At 66.9% G+C, this 19,059-nt stretch carries 20 protein-coding genes; 12 read left to right on the forward strand and 8 right to left on the reverse strand.

Going from position 1 to position 19,059, the window contains the following annotated elements; translation table 11 throughout:
* Positions 1-49 precede the first annotated feature (49 nt).
* Together ML342_RS00895 and ML342_RS00900 are read left to right on the forward strand one after the other, a co-directional pair.
* Positions 50-1,234: a porin gene (locus ML342_RS00895; protein WP_240125029.1), complete on the forward strand. Its 1,185-nt coding sequence runs from the start codon at positions 50-52 to the stop codon at positions 1,232-1,234.
* A 97-nt stretch (positions 1,235-1,331) separates the two neighbouring features.
* Positions 1,332-1,673: a type 2 periplasmic-binding domain-containing protein gene (locus tag ML342_RS00900; protein ID WP_240125344.1), complete on the forward strand. Its 342-nt coding sequence runs from the start codon at positions 1,332-1,334 to the stop codon at positions 1,671-1,673.
* Positions 1,674-1,811: 138 nt separating this feature from the next.
* On the opposite strand, the gene ML342_RS00905 is transcribed toward ML342_RS00900, so the two are convergent.
* The gene (locus ML342_RS00905) at positions 1,812-4,004 is read right to left on the reverse strand and encodes a M3 family metallopeptidase (RefSeq protein WP_240125030.1); all 2,193 of its coding nucleotides are present in this window, start codon (positions 4,002-4,004) and stop codon (positions 1,812-1,814) included.
* Between the two features lie 144 nt (positions 4,005-4,148).
* On the opposite strand from ML342_RS00905, the gene ML342_RS00910 reads away from it, so the two are divergent.
* On the forward strand, positions 4,149-4,631 hold the full coding sequence (locus tag ML342_RS00910; protein ID WP_240125031.1) for a glutathione peroxidase: 483 nt from the start codon (positions 4,149-4,151) through the stop codon (positions 4,629-4,631).
* Positions 4,631-5,038: a hypothetical protein gene (locus ML342_RS00915; protein WP_240125032.1), complete on the forward strand. Its 408-nt coding sequence runs from the start codon at positions 4,631-4,633 to the stop codon at positions 5,036-5,038. Before ML342_RS00910 ends, ML342_RS00915 begins: the two co-directional genes overlap by 1 nt.
* A gap of 23 nt (positions 5,039-5,061) precedes the next feature.
* Here the strand turns inward: ML342_RS00915 and ML342_RS00920 are convergent, their stop codons facing one another.
* A complete protein-coding gene (locus ML342_RS00920) occupies positions 5,062-5,856 on the reverse strand; it encodes a ferredoxin--NADP reductase (RefSeq protein ID WP_240125033.1) in 795 nt (264 codons plus the stop codon).
* Positions 5,857-6,002: 146 nt separating this feature from the next.
* Here ML342_RS00920 and ML342_RS00925 point away from each other — a divergent pair, with 146 nt between their 5' ends.
* Positions 6,003-7,523, forward strand: coding sequence for a fumarate hydratase (locus tag ML342_RS00925; RefSeq protein WP_240125345.1), 1,521 nt, complete (start codon positions 6,003-6,005; stop codon positions 7,521-7,523).
* The gene (locus ML342_RS00930; protein WP_240125034.1) at positions 7,520-7,915 is read left to right on the forward strand and encodes a hypothetical protein; all 396 of its coding nucleotides are present in this window, start codon (positions 7,520-7,522) and stop codon (positions 7,913-7,915) included. Before ML342_RS00925 ends, ML342_RS00930 begins: the two co-directional genes overlap by 4 nt.
* 15 nt (positions 7,916-7,930) lie before the next feature.
* Here the strand turns inward: ML342_RS00930 and ML342_RS00935 are convergent, their stop codons facing one another.
* From ML342_RS00935 to gluQRS, 4 genes are all read right to left on the reverse strand, one after another.
* Entirely contained in the window at positions 7,931-8,431 is a 501-nt protein-coding gene (locus ML342_RS00935) for a DUF456 domain-containing protein (RefSeq protein ID WP_240125035.1), read from the reverse strand.
* A 67-nt stretch (positions 8,432-8,498) separates the two neighbouring features.
* A complete protein-coding gene (locus ML342_RS00940) occupies positions 8,499-8,945 on the reverse strand; it encodes a cytochrome c (protein ID WP_240125036.1) in 447 nt (148 codons plus the stop codon).
* Positions 8,946-8,995: 50 nt separating this feature from the next.
* Positions 8,996-9,736, reverse strand: coding sequence for an acetoacetyl-CoA reductase (gene phbB / locus ML342_RS00945; protein ID WP_240125037.1), 741 nt, complete (start codon positions 9,734-9,736; stop codon positions 8,996-8,998).
* 42 nt (positions 9,737-9,778) lie between these two features.
* Positions 9,779-10,699 carry a tRNA glutamyl-Q(34) synthetase GluQRS gene (gene gluQRS, locus ML342_RS00950; protein ID WP_240125038.1) on the reverse strand — a complete coding sequence of 307 codons (921 nt, stop codon included), beginning with the start codon at positions 10,697-10,699 and terminating at the stop codon, positions 9,779-9,781.
* 86 nt (positions 10,700-10,785) lie between these two features.
* Between gluQRS and htpX the strand changes: the two genes are divergently transcribed.
* Positions 10,786-11,685: a protease HtpX gene (gene htpX, locus ML342_RS00955; RefSeq protein WP_240125039.1), complete on the forward strand. Its 900-nt coding sequence runs from the start codon at positions 10,786-10,788 to the stop codon at positions 11,683-11,685.
* Between the two features lie 81 nt (positions 11,686-11,766).
* On the opposite strand, the gene ML342_RS00960 is transcribed toward htpX, so the two are convergent.
* Positions 11,767-13,851, reverse strand: coding sequence for an EAL domain-containing protein (locus tag ML342_RS00960; protein WP_240125040.1), 2,085 nt, complete (start codon positions 13,849-13,851; stop codon positions 11,767-11,769).
* Positions 13,852-13,919: 68 nt separating this feature from the next.
* Complete coding sequence (gene epmB / locus ML342_RS00965) at positions 13,920-14,942, reverse strand: EF-P beta-lysylation protein EpmB (protein ID WP_240125041.1); 1,023 nt, start codon at positions 14,940-14,942, stop codon at positions 13,920-13,922.
* 92 nt (positions 14,943-15,034) lie between these two features.
* Between epmB and efp the strand changes: the two genes are divergently transcribed.
* From efp to ML342_RS00990, 5 genes are read left to right on the forward strand one after another with little or no spacing between them, the layout of a single operon-like run.
* Positions 15,035-15,601 (forward strand): elongation factor P, encoded by a 567-nt coding sequence (efp, locus tag ML342_RS00970; protein ID WP_240125042.1) that lies wholly within the window; start codon positions 15,035-15,037, stop codon positions 15,599-15,601.
* Between the two features lie 53 nt (positions 15,602-15,654).
* A complete protein-coding gene (locus ML342_RS00975; protein ID WP_240125043.1) occupies positions 15,655-16,992 on the forward strand; it encodes a TRZ/ATZ family hydrolase in 1,338 nt (445 codons plus the stop codon).
* Positions 16,989-17,699 (forward strand): bifunctional 2-polyprenyl-6-hydroxyphenol methylase/3-demethylubiquinol 3-O-methyltransferase UbiG, encoded by a 711-nt coding sequence (gene ubiG, locus ML342_RS00980; RefSeq protein ID WP_240125044.1) that lies wholly within the window; start codon positions 16,989-16,991, stop codon positions 17,697-17,699. The genes ML342_RS00975 and ubiG overlap by 4 nt, the downstream gene beginning before the upstream one ends.
* The gene (gene gph, locus ML342_RS00985) at positions 17,678-18,361 is read left to right on the forward strand and encodes a phosphoglycolate phosphatase (RefSeq protein WP_240125346.1); all 684 of its coding nucleotides are present in this window, start codon (positions 17,678-17,680) and stop codon (positions 18,359-18,361) included. The genes ubiG and gph overlap by 22 nt, the downstream gene beginning before the upstream one ends.
* The gene (locus ML342_RS00990; protein ID WP_240125045.1) at positions 18,358-19,041 is read left to right on the forward strand and encodes an isoprenoid biosynthesis enzyme family protein; all 684 of its coding nucleotides are present in this window, start codon (positions 18,358-18,360) and stop codon (positions 19,039-19,041) included. Before gph ends, ML342_RS00990 begins: the two co-directional genes overlap by 4 nt.
* Positions 19,042-19,059: the final 18 nt, after the last annotated feature.

Raw genomic sequence — 19,059 nt, forward strand, 5'->3', positions numbered from 1 at the left:
CATCTGTCGGGCTGGAGGCTCTCGTGAACCAATCGATGAGGGGATGGCAATGAACCGAGTGCAAAAAAGCAGCATCGTGCTGGCAGTCATGGCCGTAATGGCTGGGCCGGCGGCGGCGCAGGACGCCGACATGTTCAAACTGAGCGGTTTTGGCACGCTCGGTGTGGCTCACTCCAGCGAGGATAAGGCGGACGTCACCGCCGACTTCCAGACCGACAAGGCCGTGGGAGCGAGCGGAGATACCTCGATGCGTCTGGATTCACGTCTTGGCGTGCAAGTCGATGCCCGCTTCAGTGAAAACTTCAGTGGTGTCCTGCAGGTCGTCAGCGAATATGCGGTGACGCAGTCTTATTCGCCGCAGGTGACGCTGGCGCATGTGAAGTACCGGTTTGGTCCAAATTTCAGCATGCGTGTGGGGCGTATCAATACGCCGCTGTACATGCTTTCGGAATTTCAGCGGGTTGGTTATGCGGTGCCGTGGGCGCGACCACCGCAGGAGGTCTATAACTATCTCGTTCCGCTGGATGGAGTCGAGGGGACGTACAAATGGCAGGCCGGGGAAGCGGTGATCGGGCTGCAGGGTTTTTACGGTCGAATCAAGTCGGAGCGTGCGCACGTCCATGGTTTGCATGGTCTGGCTGTCAGCATTGATTATGGCGATTCCAGCGTGCGCATGAGCCATATCCGTGGGCAGGCGGGATATGTCACTCCGAGTATCGATGCGCTGTTCAACTTCTATCGTGGGCTTCCGATTCCGCCATTGGCTGCGCTGGCGGCGCGGCTGGATAACCGCGACATGCCAGGGCAGTTCAGTGGGATCGGCTACAGCTATGATCCAGGTAGCTGGTTCCTGCGGGCTGAAGTCATTCAGGCGGATTATGCGCCAACCCTTGCCAGCAGGACGACGTCGGGTTATCTCAGCAGCGGCATGCGTATCGGGAGTTTCACGCCTTCCATCACGGTTGCCCATGTGGATCGTGCCAAGCCGCAGCTGCCTGGAGCGCTGGACCCATTCAATCTCCTGAATGCGGCGGTTCTTGCAAGCAACAGTAACCGGCACAGTATCAGTGCGGCGCTGCGGTGGGATATACATTCAAATCTCGCGCTCAAGTTTCAGGCCAGCCATGTGAAGAATCATGCAGGATCGTATGGCGGTCTTGGTAATCTACAACCAGGATTCGTGCCGGGGAGAAGCTACAACCTGGTATCGGCGTCTTTGGACTTCGTATTCTGACATGGGGTGGGCCATGAAATTTTTTATTTCGAAGCGTGTATGGCCGGCTCTTTTCCTGTTGGCGGGCGTTCCGGTCCAGGCAGGGGTGGTGGTAGTGATGTCGGCGAAGAGCGATACCAATGCCTTGAGCAAGGCGCAGGTAGCACAGATCTACATGGCTAAGTCGGATGCGTTGCCGGATGGCAAGCTGGCACGTCCGATCGATCAGCCCGAAGGTACGGCCGTGCGGAATGAGTTTTACCAGAAGGTCGTGGGCAAGGATGCCGCGCAGATGAAGGCTTATTGGTCACAGTTGGTCTTTACCGGGAAAGCCCAGCCGCCGCGTGTGGAATCCGGTGATGCAGCCGTCAAGCAGGCGGTCGCGGCAAATGCATCGGCGCTTGGTTACATTAATGAAAATGCCGTGGATGGCAGTGTGAAAGTGGTATTTCGACCTTGATGGTCAGGTCATCTCCGTGATCCATGCCTCATCGGTTTGAATGGGGCATCGAAGTATTGCGGAGAGATGGGAAAACAGCGTGTGATGATGCACGAACGCCGCCCGCAGGCGGCGTTCGTGTCGTGCTGACGGGCGGTCTTACTTGCTGTCCAGTCCGCGCTGCTCCAGCAGCGGTTCGATCGTAGGCTCATGACCGGCCAGGTTCGGGAACAGACGATCCGGCGCGATCTCGCCGCCCGGCGCCAGCACCTTCTCGCGCACGCGATCGCCGTTCTCGCGGGTGAGCCCGCCGTGGTCGCGGATCCACTTGCTGGTGTTGGCCGCCAGCACTTCCGACCAGATGTAGGCGTAATAGCCGGCCGCGTAGCCGCCCATGATGTGGCTGAAGTACGGCGTGCGGTAGCGCGGCGGCACCGGCGCGTAGTCGAAGCCGTCGGCCTTGAGCGCGCTGGCTTCGAACGCCATCACCCCGGAGGCGTCGGGGATCTGCTCGAGCGGCAGCTGGTGCCAGCGCTGGTCGAGCATCGCGGCTTCCAGGTATTCGGTGGTGGCGAAGCCCTGGTTGAACTTGGACGCGGCGATCACCTTGTCCAGCAGTTCCTTCGGCATCGGCGCGCCGGTCTGGTAGTGCTTGGCGTAGTGCGCAAGCACCTCCGGCCAGTCGGCCCACATTTCGTTGACTTGCGATGGGTATTCCACGAAGTCACGCGGCACGTTCATCGAGAAGTACGGGTAGCGCACGTCCTGGAAGAAGCCGTGCAGGGCATGGCCGAACTCGTGGAAGGCGGTGGTGACCTCGTCCCAGGTCAGCAGGGTGGGCTTGCCTTCCGACGGCTTGGGGATGTTCAGGTGGTTGGCCACCACCGGCTGCTCGCCCAGCAGCTTGGACTGCGCGACGTAGGTGTTCATCCACGCGCCACCGCGCTTGGAGGCGCGTGCGTACGGGTCCCAGATGAAGATCGCCAGCGGCTTGCCGTCGCGGTCGAACACCTCGTAGGTCCAGGTGTCGGGATGGTACTTGGGCAGGTCGGTGCGCTCCTTGAAGGTCAGCCCGTACAGCTTGTTGGCGGCGTAGAACACGCCGTTTTCCAGCACGTTGCGCATTTCGAAATACGGCTTGAGCTGGCTTTCATCGAAGCTGAACTTGGCTTTGCGCACCTTCTCGCTGTAATAGGCCCAGTCCCACGGCTGCAGCGTAAAGCCCGGCTGGCCGGCCGCCTTCTGTTCGGCATCGATCATCGCCTGCAGGTCGGCGCCCTCGCGGCGGGCATTGGCCACTGCCTTCGGCGCCAGCTGGCGCAGCATGGCGTTGACGTTGTCCTGGTTGCCGGCGGTCTCGTCGGCCAGCACGTAGTTGGCGTAGGTGTCATAGCCCAGCAGGCGCGCGCGCTCCGCACGCAGCTTGAGCACCTGCGAAATGACGCCGGTGTTGTCCCACTGGTTGCCACGGCTTCCGCGCGCCACCGAGGCAGCAAAGATGCGCTGGCGCAGCGCGCGGTCCTGCAGCTGCGCCAGCACCGGCTGGCCGGTGGTATTGAGCAGGGCGATCACGTACTTGCCCGGCAGGTTGCGCGCCTTGGCGGCCTCCGCGGCGGCCGCGATCTGCTCCTCGCTCATCCCGGCCAGCTGGGCGCGGTCGTCCACCACCACTGCCGAGTCATTCACCTCGGCCAGCACGTTCTGGTCGAAGCGGGTGTTGAGCGTGGCCAGCTCGGTGTTGATCGCGCGGATGCGCGCCTTCTGGGTCTCGTCCAGCGCGGCGCCGGCGCGCACGAAGTCCTGGTAGCGCTTCTCCAGCAGGCGGCGATCCACCGCGTCCAGACCCAGGGTGTCACGCGCGTCGTACAGGGTCTTGATCCGCGCGAACAGCTTGGGGTTCAGCGCGATGGCATCGGCATGCGCGGAGAACTTCGGCGCGTACTCGGTCTCCAGCTTCTCGCGCACCGGGTTCTTGTCGGTGGCGACCAGGTTGAAGAACACGCTGGTGGCCCGGTTCAGCACCTGGCCGCTTTTCTCCAGCGCCACGATGGTGTTTTCGAAGGTCGGCGGTGCCGGGTTGTTGGCGATCGCCTCCACTTCGCGCAGCTGGATCGCCATGCCGGCGTCGAACGCGGGCGCGAAGTCGCTGTCCTTGATCTTGTCGAACTGCGGGTAGTGCATCGGCAGCGGGCTGGGCGCGGCGAATGGCCCGCTGTAGGCGGTGGCGGACGTCGTGGCGTGCGGCATCTTCTTGTGCGGGGCGGTCTTCTGGGCGGCGAGGGCGGGATTTGCTGGCGCGGCCATCGCAGCGGCCACTGCGAGCGCGAGCGCGCAGGCGATCGGGCGGGTCATGGGCGAAGGTCAGGAGTTGATGGAACTCACATTCTAGTCGATGCGGCCACGGCCGGTTTGGGCGGTGATTGATCGCTCGTGGAGCTGCAATGGCGTGTGATTACGCGCACAATAGAAGCAGGGGTCACACAACGGAGTCGGATCATGCCGACCGCATTCGATTTCGAGGCCGTCGATCTGGACGGCCGGGTGCAGCCATTGGCGCAATGGCGCGACAAGGTGCTGCTGATCGTCAACGTCGCCAGCAAGTGCGGGTTCACGCCGCAGTACGAAGGGCTGGAGGCGCTATGGCGCAAATACGGGCCGCGTGGGCTGGTAGTGCTGGGCTTTCCGTGCGATCAGTTTGGGCATCAGGAGCCGGGCGACGCGGAGGAGATCCGCCGCTTCTGCTCGCTGACCTACGACGTCAGCTTCCCGATGTTCGCCAAGATCGAGGTGAACGGGCCGAACGCACACCCGCTATGGCAGTGGCTCAAGCGCGAGAAGGGCGGGCTGCTCGGGATCGATGCGATCAAATGGAACTTCACCAAGTTCCTGGTCGGGCGTGATGGCCGCGTGCTCAAGCGCTATGCACCCACGGACAGGCCGGAATCGCTCGCGGCCGACATCGAGGCGGCGCTGGCATGATGCCGGCACCGATCGAGGGGCGCGGCTACCGGCTGGAGTTCGAGTTCCACCCCCCGCTGCTCACCGTGCATCTGCGTGGCGTGGTCTCGCCGGAGGCCAATCTTGCCGTGACGACCGAGTATTGGCAGCAGATCGCGCGGACCGTGCGCGAGGTCGGCGCCGAGCAGCTGCTGGTGCTCGATGAGCTGCCGGGCGAGGTCATGAGCGATGACGACCTGCTGCGCTTCTTCGACAGCCTGGCCGGGCTGGGGCTGGAGAAGGTGCAAATCGCCTACGTCGAAGCGCGCCTGGACCAGGTTCCCCGCATCGAGTACGCGCAGCTGCTGGCGCAGGAACGCGGCTACCAGGTGCGTGCGTTCGCCAATGAGCCGGAGGCGCGGCTATGGCTGCGCTATGGCGGGGCCTGAGCGCGGCCACGCTGGCGCGGTGGTCACTTTTCCACGAAGGCGCGCTCGAACACGTACTCGCCCGGGCTGCCGATGCGCGGTGAGGCGGTGAAGCCGCGGCGGTCGAGGATGGCGCGGAAGTCGGCCAGCATCTGCGGGCTGCCGCACAGCATCGCGCGATCGAAGGCGGGATCGAGCGCGGGCAGACCGAGATCGGCCGCGATCCGGCCGCTGTCGAGCAGATCGGTGATGCGCCCGCGCTGCAGGCGGCCATGCCAGTAGAAGTCCTCGCGGCTGACCGCCGGGTAATACAGTAGCTGGGCGCGGATCTGCTCGCCCAGATATTCGTGGCACTGCAGGCCACGGCTGAGGTAGTCGCGATAGGCCAGGTCCTGCTCGGTGCGCACGCCATGCACCACGATCACCTTCTCGAAGCGCTCGTAGGTGGCCGGATCCTTGATCACCGACAGCCACGGCGCCAGCCCGGTGCCGGTGCCCAGCAGGTACAGGTTGCGTCCGGGATGTAGATCTGAGATCAGCAAGGTCCCGGTCGGCTTGCGGCTGATCAGGAGGGTGTCGCCGGGCTTGATGTGCTGCAGGCGCGAGGTCAGCGGCCCGTTGGGGACCTTGATGCTGAAGAACTCCAGTTCCTCTTCCCAGTTGGCGCTGGCGATGGAGTAAGCGCGCATCAGCGGCTTGCCGTCCACTTCCAGCCCGATCATCACGAACTGGCCGTTGTCGAAGCGAAAGCCATCGTCGCGGGTGGTGGTGAAGCTGAAGTAGGCGTCGGTCCAGTGCCGGACGTCGAGCACCGTTTCGGTACCGAAAGGAGAAGCCATTGGGGGGGGGACTCTTGAGAATCTGAATCGCCCATTTTACGGGCAGCCTGGGGTGCTGGCTTGATCCTGCGCAACTCTGCCAACCCGCAGGCGACTCCATGTGGCCAGCGGTTAAAATGCCGGCAACCCAACGCACCCGCATGACCGTGACCACCATCAAGCAGGACGATCTGATCCAGTCGATTGCCGACGCGCTGCAGTACATCAGCTACTACCACCCGGTCGATTACATCCAGAGCCTGACGGCCGCCTACGAGCGCGAACAGTCGCCGGCGGCCCGGGATGCGATCGCGCAGATCCTGATCAACTCACGCATGTGCGCGGAAGGGCATCGCCCGATCTGTCAGGACACCGGCATCGTCACCGTGTTCCTCAAGGTGGGCATGGACGTGCGCTGGGAGGGCTTCACTGGTTCACTGGAGGATGCCGTCAACGAGGGCGTGCGGCGCGCCTACAACCATCCGGATAACAAGCTGCGCGCCTCGGTGCTGGCCGATCCGGCAGGACGGCGGCTCAACACCCGCGACAACACGCCGGCGGTGATCAACATGACGGTGGTGCCGGGCGACACGGTCGACGTGATCGTGGCGGCCAAGGGCGGCGGCAGTGAGGCCAAAAGCAAGTTCGTGATGCTCAACCCGTCCGATTCGATCGTGGACTGGGTGCTCAAGACGGTGCCGACCATGGGCGCCGGCTGGTGCCCGCCGGGCATGCTCGGCATCGGCATCGGCGGCACCGCCGAGAAGGCGATGCTGCTGGCCAAGGAGGCCCTGATGGAGCCGATCGACATCCAGGACCTGATCGCGCGCGGGCCGCGCAACCGGATCGAAGAGCTGCGCATCGAACTGTACGAGAAGGTCAACGCGCTAGGGATAGGCGCCCAGGGCCTGGGCGGGCTCACCACGGTGCTCGATGTGAAAATCAAGGACTACCCGACCCACGCCGCCAACCTGCCGGTGGCGATGATCCCGAACTGCGCCGCGACCCGGCACGCCCACTTCACCCTGGACGGCTCCGGCCCGGTGGCGCTCGAGCCGCCGTCGCTGGAGCACTGGCCGGCGCTGACCTACAGCCCGGCCAGCGCGCGCCGGGTGAACCTGGATACCATCACGCGCGAGGAAGTCGCCGCCTTCCAGCCGGGCGAGGTGCTGCTACTCAGCGGCAAGCTCCTGACCGGGCGCGACGCCGCGCACAAGCGCATCGTGGACATGCTGGATCGTGGGGAGCCGCTGCCGGTCGATTTCAACGGGCGCTTCATCTATTACGTCGGCCCGGTCGATCCGGTGCGCGACGAGGTGGTCGGCCCGGCCGGCCCCACCACTGCCACCCGCATGGACAAGTTCACGGAGCAGGTGTTGGCGCAGACCGGCTTGCTGGGCATGATCGGCAAGGCCGAGCGCGGCCCGGCAGCGATCGCGGCGATCAAGAAGCACAAGTCGGTGTACCTGATGGCCGTCGGCGGGGCCGCCTATCTGGTCTCGAAAGCCATCCGCGCCGCGCGCGTAGTGGCCTTCGAGGATCTCGGCATGGAGGCGATCTACGAGTTCGAGGTCAAGGATATGCCGGTGACGGTGGCGGTGGACAGCTGCGGCACCTCGGTGCACGAGACGGGGCCGCGCCAATGGCGCGAGAAGATCGGCAAGATTCCGCTGAAGGTGCTGGATTGAGCGCAGAGCAGGTGATCCAGGGCGAGGGCTTCAGGCTCCGTCTGCTACAAGAGGCCGACTACCTGCGCGCGCATGTGTACGATGGAACCGACTCCCAGGCCGTATCCATCGCCTATTGGCGGATGCTCGGCGCGGCCTGCCGCGCCGCCGGCTGCCAGCGGCTGCTGGTGGTGGAGGAGCTGGAAGATTCGGTCGATGCGGTCGAGGTGGATGCCGTGATCGCAGCAGCGCTGGAGGCGGGCCTCGGCGGGGTACGGATAGCCTTCGTCGAGTTGCTCGACGATCTGCCCGGCAACGAATACGCAGAAATCCTGTGCCGCGAGCACGGCATGCATGTGCGCACATTCACCGACGAGCTCAGCGCGCGGCAGTGGTTGCTGTACGGGGAGTAGGCCCGCGCCGACGGCCTACAGCCACCATGCCAGCGCGAACACGCCCACCATCGTCAGCGCCAGCGCCAGCTTGAACGCGGCCCCCAGCGCCAGCCCGAGCCAGGTGCCGGCGCCCACCTTGCCCGCTGCGCCGAGGTGCTGCGGATGCAGGCTGCGCCGGTGCAGCAGCTCGCCGATCAGCGCGCCCAGGAACGGCCCCAGCAGCAGCCCCGGCAGCCCGAAGAACAGCCCGATCACGCTGCCGAGGGTGGCGCCCAGCATCGCCAGCCGGCTGGCGCCGACCCGGCGCGCGCCGTGTGCGCTGGCCCATAGATCCACCGTCAGCGCCAGCAGCGTCAGCGCGCCCAGTGCCAGCAAGGGCCAGGGCCCGACGTGCTGGAAACCATCGGCCCACGCCGCGAGCAGCAGCCCGGCGAACACCAGCGGCGCGCCGGGCAGCACCGGTAGCAGGGTGCCGACCAACCCTGCCAGCACCAGCACGGCTGCCAGCACGTACAGCACGATGGGCAGGCTCATGGTGTGGTCATATGGTCAGGATCGACGAAGAGCAGGGGCTGCCGGCCGTCGCGCCGCGCTCACGCGCTCAGTTTTTGAAGTCGCGGTGGCAGGTTTTGCAGCCGTCGCCCAGCGACTTCATGGTGCCGGCCAGGCTCTCGCAGCTCAGCGGCGGCGCCGAGATGGCCTTGTCGGCCGCGGCACGCATACCTGCCGCGGCGGTACGGAAGCGCTCGTCGTCCCGCAGATCGGGAAAGGCCGCTTCGAGATCCGTGCCCATCGCGCGCAGCGCCTGCAGATGCGGTAGCACGTCGGTGGGCGTGCAGCGGTTCTGCTCCAGCGCCGCCTTCAGCTGGCCCATGTGCCAGGCCTGCACTTCCATCAGCGCCTCCGGGAAGTGGTCCTTGCGGGCATTCAGGGCGCGCAGCACCATGACCGTCGCCACGGCGCCGATCACCAGGCCCAGCACCAGCAGAAACAGATAGCGGCCAGCGTTGGACTTACGCGCGGGAGTTTCCGGGGTGGGGGTGGACATGCGGCCTCCTGGACTGGATGAGTGGGAAATGGACACCGAGCGGGGCGATCTTACCAGCCCATGTGGTGCCCGCCGTTGATGTCGAGGTTCGATCCGGTGATCCAGCCGGCCTGCTCGTCCACCAGGAACGCCACGCCGTGGGCGATTTCCTCCGGCGTGCCAAGCCGACCGGTGGGGATGTCGGCGATGATCTTGGCGCGCACCTCCTCCGGCACCGCCATCACCATGTCGGTGGCGATGTAGCCGGGCGAAATGGTGTTGACGGTGATGCCGTGGCGGGCATTCTCGCGCGCTAGCGAGATGGTGAAGCCGTGCATGCCGGCTTTGGAGGCTGCATAGTTGGCCTGACCGTATTGGCCCTTGAGGCCGTTGATCGAGCTGATCTGGATGATCCGGCCCCAGCGCCGCTCGCGCATGCCTTCGATCACGGGACGGGTGACGTTGAAGCAAGAGTTGAGGTTGGTATTGATGACCTCCATCCACTGCTCCGCCGTCATGCGGTGGAAGGTCGTGTCGCGGGTGATGCCGGCATTGTTGATCAGGATCTCGATGGGCCCCAGCGCCTGCTCGACCGTGCGCACCATGGTCGCGGCCTCTTGCGGGGAGGTGACGTCGCCACGGGCGATGAACACATCGAAGCCCTCATCGCGCATTCGCTGCTGCCAGGCGCGCGCTTTTTCCTCATTGCGGTAGTTGGTGGCGACTTTATGGCCCATCTGGGCCAGCCGTTTGACGATGGCGGTGCCGATGCCGCCGGTGCCACCTGTGACCAATGCAACCCTTGAAGTCATGCCAAGCTCCTTGCAAAAGCCGAGGAAGAGGGTGGAGCGATTCTAGGCGGGCGTGATGGCATTTGTGTTGTGCGGCGCGCAAGCCGATGCTGGAAGCCAGCGCGGCACGCGTGCCGGCTGAAAGGCTTCCCGTGCCGCGCGCAGGAAATCCTGCGGCGTGCGCATTCCGGCCAGCGCCAGCGGAGGCTGGCCCAGCCATTGCCATAGTCGGGCCAGGGCGCGCAGCGGCGCATGGGTTTCCACCGGATGTGCGGCGTCCGATTTCGACAGCTTGCGCCCGTTTGCGTCCAGCACCAGCGGCAGGTGCGCATAGGCCGGAGTCGGCAGGCCCAGCGCCTGCTGCAGCAGAATCTGGCGCGGGGTGGAGTCGAGCAGGTCGGCGCCGCGCACGACCTGGGTGATGCCTTGCGCCGCATCGTCCACCACCACTGCGAGCTGATAGGCCCAGAGGCCGTCGCTGCGGCGCAGGACGAAATCGCCGACGTGCTGGTCTATGCGTTGTGCGATCCGGCCGTGCACGGCGTCCTCGAAGACGATCATGCAGCCATCCGGAACCCGCAGCCGGATCGCCGGATCGGGCCGCCGCTGCGTGGTCACGCAGCCGCGATGGATGCCGCCGGTCGCGGCCAGCGCGCGGCGGCTGCAGTGGCATTCGAATGCCTGTCCGGTTGCCAGCAGACGTTCGAGCGCAGCTTGATAGAGTGCGTGGCGGCTGCTCTGGTACACCACCTCGCCATCCGGATGCAGACCAAACGCGGCCAGCGTGTCCAACTGCATCCGTGCTGCGCCTGGGACTTCGCGCGGTGGGTCGAGGTCTTCGATCCGCACCCGCCATTGACCGCCAGAATGACGCGCGAACAGCCAGCTTCCGAGCGCGGTCAGCAGCGACCCGGCGTGCAGCGGGCCGGTCGGCGAGGGCGCGAAACGTCCGCAGGCGTGCGTGTGGTCTGGGGACATGAACATGGCGTTCAGGGTGGTGGATTGAAATCTGGCAGGATCGGCCACACTACCGCAGACACGCGCGCGCCGGGCGCGCAGGAGTCGAACCGATGTTCAAGCGCATGTTCTTGTTTTTGGCGACCAATCTCGCGGTGCTGCTGCTGGTCAGCATCGTGTTGTCCATCCTGGGCGTGAATCCGCAGCAGTTCAGCGGCCTGATCGTCATGGCGGCGCTGTTCGGGTTTGGCGGGTCGATTCTTTCACTCCTGATGTCCAAATGGGTTGCCGTGCACAGCACCGGCGCCCAGATCATCACCCAGCCGCGCGATGAGGTCGAGCACTGGCTGCTGGCCACCGTGCAGCGGCAGGCGCAGGCGGCCGGAATCGGAATGCCGGACGTGGCCATCTACGATGCGCCCGAGATCAACGCCTTCGCCACTGGCGCCAATCGCAACCATGCGCTGGTGGCGGTCTCCACCGGCCTGCTGCGGGCCATGACCCGCGATGAGGCGGAGGCCGTGCTCGGTCACGAAGTCAGCCATGTGGCCAATGGCGACATGATCACCATGGCCTTGCTGCAGGGCGTGCTGAATACTTTCGTCATCGTGCTGGCGCGCGTGGTCGGGCGTGTGGTGGATGGCGTGCTCGGCGGCAATCGCGACAACGATGCGCCCGGAATCGGCTATTACCTGATCGTGTTCGTGCTGGAGATGGTGTTCGGGTTGCTGGCCTCGATGATCGCGATGTGGTTCTCGCGTTACCGTGAGTTCCGCGCGGATGCCGGCGGGGCGGCCCTGGCCGGTCGCGGCAAGATGATCGCCGCGCTGGAGCGGCTGGCGCAGATGCACGGGGCGAGCACGCTGCCCAAGCAGATTGCCGCTTTCGGTATCAGCGGTGGGGTCGGATACGGGTTGCAGCGTCTGCTGATGAGCCATCCGCCGATCGAGGAGCGTATCGCCGCGCTGCGCAACGCCGCGCCCGAGGCGCTTCGCGAGGCCTTGATGCCCTGAAAATGCGGTGCGCCGTCTGCGCTGCAGATCCCGGCGGGCGTCCGCAAGAACGCGGGCGCCTTGCGCGGTCAGCGCGGTGAATCACAGACTGAAGTCGTAGCTCATCTCGGGCGTGACCGGCGCCAGGAAGTCGCCCTGCACATAGCTGACTCCGGTCGAGTACAGCAGCGTCATGCTGGCGGCATCTTGCACATGCGGGACGATGGTGCGGATGCCGCAGTCGTGGGCCTTCTGCACGATCTCGCGCAGTTTGGCCTGGGAGGCGCTGTTCTTGGTCAGGTCTTCCATGAACTGCGGATCGACCTTGAGCAGAGCCGGCGTCACGTGCTGCAGCAGTTGCAGCGAGTTGAGCCCGGCGCCGAAACGCTCCAGCGCCAGGTGCACGCCCATCTCGGACAGGGCATTGGCGAAGGTCTGCACGCCATTGAGGTTGACGAACACCTTGGCTTCCGCGACCGCCAGCATCAGCAGTTCGCCCGGCACTTTGGACTGCGCCAGCTGTGCGCGGATGAAGCCTGGCATGTCCGGATCCAGCACGGCCTCCTGCGATACCGACAGCAGCAGGCTGGTGCGCTTGCCCATGCGCAGGCGGTCGCCGATCACGCTGATCGCGCGCGCCACCGCCCAGCGGTCGATCTCGCCGAGCAGGTCATGCTCTTCGGCGATCGGCAGGAAGATATTGGCTTCCACCGGCTCACCATCGCTGCCGAGCAGGCGCAGGAACATCTCGTAGGCTTCCTCGCTTTGGCCCTGGAGCGAGATGACCGGCTGGAAGCCGAGCTGGAACCCGTCCCCGGCGAGCGCGCCGCGGATGCGTTCCACCCACGCGGCGATCCGTTCCTGCTCGGCGCGGTCCAGTGCGCTGGGGTCGTACAGCTCCACCCGGTTGCCTCCGACGCCGACCGCAGCGGCCAGCTGATGGCTGGCTTTGGCCAGAACCTGGCTGGTGCTGGCGATCTTCTCGCCGATCTGGACGCCGCCGAGGCTGATGGTGGCATTGAGCGAGTTGTTGCCGACCGCCAGCACGCAGTCGGCCACGGCCGAGCGCAGCCGCTCGGCCAACGCGCTGGTGGCGTGGTAGTCGCTGTTGCGCGCCAGCACCGCCAGCTGGTGCTCGCCGAAGCGGGCGATCTGCGCCTGCTCGGCGGTCTCGGCGAGGCGCTGCCCGAGCGCCGCCAGCAGGGCGTCGGCGGCATCCAGTCCGATCACGTCTAGCAGTTGCATGTAATGGTCGGGCTCGACCAGCAGCAGGCCATGCGCGGCGCTGCCGGCGGCGGCCTCGCTCACTGCGGCATCCAGCAGGCCGAGGAAGGTCGGGCGGTTGAGCAGGCCCGTGGCCGGATCGCGCTGCTTGAGTTCTTCGACCTGGCGCGCCAGCTCCGGATCGACCTCGCTCGCCTGGTGGCGGAAGATCACTTGCAGGCAGGCCTCGCCCTGATATTGCGCCGGAGTGAATTCCATCACCGCCGGGAAGGTGTGGCCGGCGACGTCACGCGCGGTCAGCTCGTAGCGCGGCGGCGCCTCCTCGCCCTTGGACAGGCGCTTGAGCAGCGCTTTGAAGTCGGGGACGTCCTGCGGCGCCACCAGATCCAGCAGCGACATGCCCTCGATGTCCTCGAACGACTCGAACCCGAACATCTCGAGATAGGCCTGGTTGGCGCGGATGTGCATGCCCTCGTGGACATAGGCGATCGGCTCACGCGAGGAGTCGATCAGCATGTCGCAGCGGCGCTGGGTCTCGCGCATCTGCGCTTCCAGCCGGCGCTGCGTGCGGCGGGATTCCAGCGCCTCCCATTCGGCATGCACGGCTTTCAGGAACTGCTGCGGGCGGTCGCGCAGCGCCACTGCATGCGCCCCTAGCGTCTGCACCTGTTCCAGGATGTCGTCGTTGATCCCGTCCAGCAGCGCCAGCAGGGGCACGTCGCGACCGCCGCCGGCGACCGCCTTGGCCACCTGCTCGAACGGCACCAGCACCGAGGCGTAATCGGCCAGCACCATGTCCACCGGCTGCTGCGCCAGCATGGCCAGCAGCTCGTCCAGGCTTTCCGGGCGCAGCGGACGCACCGCGGTGCCCGCATTGCGCAGGCGGCTGACCATGGCCTCGGCCTCGTTCACCAGGTCGGTCACGAGCATCAAGCGCAGTGCGGTGTCCTTGCCAGTCGCCATGGGGGGTCGTAGTGCCGTCGTGTCGGGGGATGAATATCAGGCTACCGTACTCACGAATGTGATGCGGGTCAAAACTTGCCGAGAGGCGTCTTGCCTGGCTGGCCGGGGATCTCGCGCACCAGGCGCGGAACCAGATAGCCCGGCAGGCGGGCATGCAGGGCAGCGTGCAGCGCCAGCGCGGTTGCGTCTTCCACTTCGAAATGCGCCGCGCCGGCCACCCGGTCCAACTGGTGCAGGTAGTAAGGCAGCACGCCGGCGGCGAAGCCGCGTTCGCACAGATCGGCCAGCGTCTCCACGTCGTCGTTCACGCCGCGCAGCAAGACGGCCTGATTGAGCAGCGTCGTGCCGGCCCGGCGCAGGCGTGCCATCGCGGCGTCCACCGTGGGGTCGAACTCGCGGGCGTGATTGGCGTGGATCACCACGGTCACCGGCCATGGCAGTTGCTCCAGCCAGGCCAGCAGGCCGGCGTCCACGCGCTCGGGCAGTACCACCGGCAGGCGGGTATGCAGGCGCAGGCGGCGCAGATGCGGAAGGCCGCGCAGGGCGTCGCTCAGCTCGGCCAGCTTGTGGTCGGCCAGCGACAGCGGATCGCCGCCGGAGAGGATCACCTCGTGGATCGAAGGATCGGCGGCGATCAGCGCCACCGCGTCGCGCCAGCCATTGGCCGCCGCGCTGTCCTCGGCATACGGGTAGTGACGGCGGAAGCAGTAGCGGCAGTGGACTGCGCAGCTGCCGGTGGCGATCAGCAGGGCGCGGCCGTTGTACTTGTGGATGACCCCGCTACCCCGACGTGCAGCGATATCGCCCACCGCGTCCAGGCCGAATCCCGGCGCGACCCGGTCTTCGTCCAGCACCGGCAGCACCTGCCGCAGCAGCGGGTCGTGCGGGTCGCCAGGGCGCATCCGGGCTACGAAGCCGCGCGGAACGCGCAGCGGGAACTGCCGTGCCGCGGCCTCGGAGATGCTCGAAGCGATCGCGTTCAGGCCCAGCAGCGTCAGCAGCTCACGCGGGTCGCGTATGGCCTCCCGCCACAGTGTCTGCCAACGGGCGTGGGGAGGCTGCTGCAATGACGTCGGGGCTGCGGGTATCATGTCGGGCTGCAAGCACACCGTTCCGGTTTGCCCGGAACCCTCGTAAAACCCACAGTGTAGCCGCCCGCGCCGGGTGGCCCCAAGGAGTACGCATGGCCTCCCTCGGCATGAACGACGTCAAAGCCGGCCAGAAGATTCTGGTCAACAACGAACCCTGCATCATCACCGAGACCGACTACGTCAAGCCGGGCAAGGGGCAGGCGTTCACCCGCGTGCGCTATCGCCAGATCCGCACCGGCCGCGTGCAGGAACTCACCATGAAATCCACCGATTCGGTGGAGGCCGCGGACGTGGTCGATACCGACATGCAGTACCTGTACACCGATGGCGAGTACTGGCACTTCATGAATCCGGAGACCTTCGAGCAGATCCAGGCCGACAAGGCTGGCGTGGGCGATGCGGCCAAGTGGATCAAGGGCGAGGAAATGTGCATCGTCACCCTGTTCAACGGGGTGCCGATCCAGGTGACGCCGCCCAACTTCGTCGAGCTCAGGATCGTCGAAACCGACCCCGGCGTGCGTGGCGACACCTCCGGCGGCGGCGGCAAGCCGGCCACGCTGGAGACCGGCGCGGTGGTGCGGGTGCCGCTGTTCGTGGCGCAGGATGAAATCATCAAGGTCGATACCCGCAGCGGCGAGTACGTCTCGCGCGTGAAGTGATGCTCTGCCTGCCCGCGTCCGACGCGGGCAGGCGTTGCGGCCAAAGGACTCCCATGACCGAGCTTGCACCGCAGCCCTGCGACCTCTTGATCGAAGCCGGCTGGGTGGTGCCGGTCGTCCCGCACGGCGTGGTCCTGGAGGATCACGCCGTCGCCGTTTCCGAAGGGCGCATCCTGGCCGTGCTGCCGAGCGCCGAGGCGTGTCTGCGCTTTGCGCCGGCGCAGAGCGTCGCGCGTCCCGACGCGGCACTGATTCCCGGTCTGGTCAACGCCCACACCCACAACCCGATGACGCTGCTGCGCGGCGTGGCCGACGACCTGCCGCTGATGACCTGGCTGCGCGAGCACATCTGGCCGGTGGAAGCAGCGGTGATCGGCCCCGAGTTCGTGGCCGATGGCGTGGCCTTGGCGATCGCCGAGATGCTGCGCGGCGGCACCACCTGCGCCAACGAGAACTACTTCTTCCCGGACGTGCAGGCCGCGGTGTACCGCAAACACGGTTTCCGCGCACGGGTGGGGCTGCCGGTGATCGATTTCCCGACGGCCTGGGCCAGGACCGCGGACGAATATTTCGGCCGTGCCGTCGAAGTGCACGATCTGTGGCGGTGCGACCCGCTCATCACGACCGCGTTCGCGCCGCATGCGCCCTATACCGTCAGCGACGCCAACTTCGAGCGGGTGCGGATGCTGGCCGACCAGCTGGACGTGCCGGTGCATCTGCACACGCACGAGACCGCGCAGGAAGTGGCGGACTCGGTGAAGCTGCATGGCCAGCGTCCGCTGGCGCGGCTGGACCGGCTGGGGCTGGTGAATGACCGTCTGATCGCGGTACACATGACCCAGCTCACCGAGGCCGAGATCCAGCTGTGCGCCGAACGCGGCGTCAGCGTGGTGCACTGCCCGGAATCCAACCTCAAGCTGGCCTCGGGCTTCTGCCCGGCCTGCGCGCTGCTGAAGGCAGGCGTGAATCTGGCGATCGGCACCGATGGCTGCGCCAGCAACAACGACCTCGACATGTTCGGGGAGACCCGCACGGCCGCGCTGCTGGGCAAGGCGGTGGCGAACGACGCTGCCGGTTTCTCGGCCTTCGAGGCGCTGCACGCGGCGACGCTGGGCGGCGCCCGCGCGCTGGGGCTAGAGCAGCGCATCGGCTCGATCGAGCCTGGCAAGGAAGCCGACCTGGTCTGTGTGGACCTGTCCGCGTTGGAGACCCAGCCGCTGCACCATGTGGTTTCGCAGCTGGTGTACGCCGCCGGCCGCCAGCAGGTGACGGACGTGTGGATCGCCGGCCAGCCGAAGCTGCGCGATCGCACGCTGGTGGACCTCGATCTCGACGCCGTTCTGGCCAACGCGCGCCAGTGGCGGGCGCGGATCGCGGAGGTGCGGGCATGAGCGCGGCTTCCGGCAACTTCACTCAGGCCGAGCTCGACAAGTTCGACGCGCTCGCGCAGCGCTGGTGGGATCCTGAAGGTCCGCAGCAGGCGCTGCACGCGCTGAACCCGGCGCGACTGGGCTATGTCGCCGAGCGCATCGCCCTGCGCGATGCCGCAGTGCTGGATGTGGGCTGCGGCGGCGGCTTGCTGAGCGAGGCGCTGGCGCGCGCGGGCGCGCGGGTGGCGGGGATCGATCTGGCGCCCAATCTGCTCAAGGTCGCCCGCCTGCACGGGCTCGAATCCGGGGTGAAAGTCGAATATCGCCAGGCGGCGGTGGAAACCATCGCGGAGCAGATGCCCGGCGCGTTCGATGCGGTGACCTGCATGGAGATGCTGGAGCACGTGCCGGATCCTGGCGCGGTGGTACGCGCCTGTAATGCCGTTCTCAAGCCCGGTGGACGCCTGTTCCTATCGACCTTGAATCGGACTGTTGCCGCATTCGCGCTGGCCATCGTCGGCGCGGAATACATCGCCCGCCTGCTGCCCAAAGGCACCCATCAGTACCGCGATTTCATTCGTCCTTCCGAGCTGGCGCGCCTGCTGCGCGACGCCGGTCTGGTGCTGGAGGATGTCAGCGGCCTGCACTACGACCCGCTGCAACGGCGTGCCTGGGTCGGCGGCGCACCGCGTGTGAACTATCTGGCCTGCGCCTACAAGCCGGAATGAGCGCGGCCCCGTTTCCGGACGTCGTGCTGTTCGACCTGGACGGCACCTTGCTCGACAGCGCGCCGGACATGCTGGCCACGGTCAACCGCATGCGCGCTGCGCGCGGGCAGGAGCCGATGGCCCTCCCGGCGCTACGTCCGCATGTCTCCCGCGGGGCGCGGGCGATGACGGCGGCCGCGTTTCCTGGGCTCGACGGCGAAGTGCCCACCGCAATGGTCCACGAGTTTCTCGACGTCTATGCCCAGGAGCTGGGCCGACATAGCGCCCCGTTCGCAGGTGTGCCGGCGCTGCTGGAGGCGATCGAGGCCGCCGGCCGCCGCTGGGGGATCGTCACCAACAAACCCGAACGGCTGGCCCGGCGGGTGCTGGCCGGGCTTGGCTGGGAGGAACGCTGCGCGGTGCTGGTCGGGGGCGACACTCTGGCCGAGCGCAAGCCGCATCCGCTGCCGCTGCTGCATGCGGCGCAGAGCTTGGGCGTGGCGCCTGCGGACTGCGCGTACGTGGGCGACGACGCGCGCGACATCGCGGCCGCGCGGGCGGCCGGCATGCCGGCGGTGGTCGCGCTGTGGGGGTATCGACTGGCGGAAGACGACCCCAGCAGCTGGGGTGGCGATGCGCTGGTGGAAGCGCCTCGCGATCTACTGGACTGGCCGTTGGCATGAGCGATCCGATCGTCCTGCAAGGATTCTTGGGCAAGTGGCGCGCCCGCTGGCCGGAATGGGCCATCGCGGAGGCGTTTCTGTCGCCGGCGCAGCGGCCGCTGGCGCAGGCCTGGCTGGCGCTGCGCGCGGAACTGCTCGAAGCCGCCTGGGGCGGAGAGGATCCCACCCCGGGTGCGGCCAAGCTGGGCTGGTGGGAGGAGGAGTTGCGCGGCTGGGCGCGCGGCGCGCGCCGGCATCCGCTGGGGCTGGCCCTGCAGAAGCAGCCGCTGGATTGGGCCGCGCTGGCGGCAGTGCTCCCAGTGCTGCGCCTGCGGCGGGTGCCGGAAGACGATCGTACGGCCACCCTGGCCGGGCTGGCGCCGCTGGCTGCGGTGCTGGCGCCGCTGGCCGCGCGTCTGTTCGATGCGCGTGACGATGCGTGCGAGGGCACCTCTGCCGAGGCCATGGCCGAGGCGCTGCTGGCCGAATGGGTGCTGCTGCTGCCACAGCGTGGGGTGCCGGCGGCCGGAACGGCGATCGCGGATCTGCTCGCCCTGCCTGCGCCGCGCGCCGGCGTGCGCGTCGAGCGCATCCATGCCGCGCTGGTGCGCGGCCGCCTGCGGCGGATCGCCGCCGGGCGTCGGCCGCCGATTCCGGCGCCGGCGGCGCTGCTGGTGGCCTGGCGCGGCGCGCGCGGCTGAATCACAGCGTTGCAGGGC

This window comes from Thermomonas alba, assembly GCF_022419205.1.
Lineage (GTDB): Bacteria > Pseudomonadota > Gammaproteobacteria > Xanthomonadales > Xanthomonadaceae > Thermomonas > Thermomonas alba.